The organism is Okeania sp., assembly GCF_983059655.1.
Window position 1 is genome coordinate 1 of sequence record NZ_CEZPJD010000983.1, and the last position, 2,566, is coordinate 2,566.

Genomic DNA, 2,566 nt, shown 5'->3' on the forward strand with positions numbered 1-2,566 from the left:
AAACTTCTGAGTGGCAAAATTTAATGAGTTGGACGATTAGTAATAGTGAGGTTTCTTGATATTCTCTCCGACCCTATTCTCAGTCCTACTCCTCCTCTATCTTCTTCTTTCGGCGTTGCTGATTCTGGGTATGATGCAAGCCCCCCCTAGTGCAGAATGGCGGAAATAACTGACCAGTTACAAAACCCTAAAAGCCTTACCAATCAATACTTCTGACTTATGACTTCCGCGTAGTGGCACTAGCCCCCCAATTTTGGGGGGAATAAAACTCTAAAAGTCCCCCAATTTGGGGGGATGCGCGGGGGCTTGACCAGAAGCAAACAATCGCGCATTCATATTTCAATTCAGCAACGCCCTTCTTTCTTTCCACCTGATATCAAATCCGCTTGAATACTTATAGAAAAATATCGGACATTGTAGGTTGGGTTAAGGTACGTTAGCGCCAGCTTATCCGTTAGGATAAACCCAACAGACTCAATATTTGTGTTGGGTTACGCTGTCGCTAACCCAACCTACGGTATTAAAGTTTATTTTCCGGATTTGATACTCCTGAATACTTCTTCAAGGCGCAAAGAAACGTTGGAGGTATATTTGGGCAACTCGATGGCTTGGGTTCATTTTCAAGCATTCTGCAAATAGTCGCCCTGCCTCCAATGTAAAAATTTCAAATACTGTACAAATTGAAACCTACACATTTCACCTCAAACTTTATAGAAACATTTAGGATTATCCCAAACAATTTTTTGAACTATCTCCTGAGATAAATTCTTCTCAAGCTCAACAACATTCTTAACAATATCTGGCTGATGATCCATGTGTGGATAATCTGAACCAAAAATTAAATTGTCAGAGCCAATGTAATCAATAATTTGAGTCAGATAAGATTCAGATGGGTCAACGGCAATATAACATTGACGGCGAAAATACTCTGAAGGCAGCAATTTTACCATATCTTTGACTTCCCAATGTAAATTTTTGTATTCTTCATCCAACCGCCATAACCAATAGGGCAACCAACCACAACCAGACTCTAAAAATCCTACCCGCAGTTTCGGATGACGCTCCAATACTCCTCCTTCAATTAAGGCCAATAGTGCCATCATCTGTTCCATGGGGTGAGAGCAAGCATGGAGGGCAAAACGACTATTGAATCTATCTGCTCCTGTAGTTGGTAAGCGGCCGTGGGTTGCTTCGTGAATCCCCACAGCTATATCTAATTCTTCGCAAGCGCTCCAAAAGGGTTCATATTCCGCATCGCTCAAAATTCTGCCTTTTACGGGGTTAGGGCGTAAAAAAACTGCCTTCCAGCCAAGATTTGCAATTCGGTGTAGCTCTTTCATCATCTCCTGGGGATCGTGGAGATTCATTGCCCCTACTCCTTTTAACCGACTGGGATCATAGCTACAAAATTCTTCATAAAGCCAAGTATTGTAGGCACGGGTAAAAGCGCCGATGACTTCTGGGGGCAAAGTATCGATCGCAAATAACCACAGTCCGGAAGTGGGATAAATAAAGGCAATATCCACTCCCATCAATACCATTTCTTGGACATGGGATTCTACATCGTAATGGTTTAAATAAGCATGGGGATGAGCCTCCATCATCTGTCTATTTCCCTCTTTTTCCACTTGTTGGGAGATTTTCTCATTGATGGGTTCCCCTTTAATTTTCATGTCCAAGGAGGGAGCAAAATCTTGAAATTGAGGTTCGAGGTATTTTGCCCACATCTGGGAAGGTTCGATAACGTGGGAGTCTGCGTCTATAATTTTGTATCCGTTCAGCATAGTTAAAATAAAGAAGAAAGTGTAGTTCGGTAGTGGACTGTTTCAGCTAAAACTGTGCATTAGATTTTTGCCTATAATTCTCGTGATGGCAAGGTTTGACCCTTTTTTCCTAATGCACCATTTAAGATGAAACAGTCGACTACTGGACTAAGAGGTTGTCTGAGAAGTCTCATTTGCTAGATCAAAGCCCCCTAAATCCCCCAATTCTGGGGGACTTTTACCGAAAAATTGTGGTTTAAAGCCTCCCTTTTTAAGCTATGCTTTATAAACATCTTTCTTAACATAAAAATTGACAAAATAGACAAGTTATCTATAAGTCTTTCAAAAGTTTTTGTCAGAGAAAAAGTGTATGAAAAAGTATATTTTTTTTGAGAACTTAAGTATTTTTTCTTATCTACTATGATTCTTTCCTCCCTACTCCCCTACTTACCACAAGGTTTTCAGGAGTTCCTTATAAGGGATAGCCTTTTAAGGGATAATAAAGAAAAACTTTCATGGTTAGTAAATCCTCTCCTTGAAAAGAAGAGGTAATTATTCATTATTCATTATTCATTATTCATTATTGAACAGCTAACAGATTCTTGTTCCCCCCAGAATTGGCTTGCTCGGGGGGCAAAATTCAGTATTAAACAATTTTTCAAACATCCTCTCAGGCTATGAAGATAAATTTGCTACATAACTCGCCCCCTAAATCCTTCAAAATTGGGGGACTTTGACTAGCTAATGAATTCTTGTTCCCCCCAGAATTGGCTTGCTCGGGGGGCATCATCCTTCTTTCTTCT

At 40.4% G+C, this 2,566-nt stretch carries 1 protein-coding gene; it reads right to left on the reverse strand.

Annotated elements, in window-relative coordinates:
- Window positions 1-701: 701 nt before the first annotated feature.
- The gene (locus AC3DU7_RS30900; RefSeq protein ID WP_488043059.1) at window positions 702-1,784 is read right to left on the reverse strand and encodes an amidohydrolase family protein; all 1,083 of its coding nucleotides are present in this window, start codon (window positions 1,782-1,784) and stop codon (window positions 702-704) included.
- Window positions 1,785-2,566: the final 782 nt, after the last annotated feature.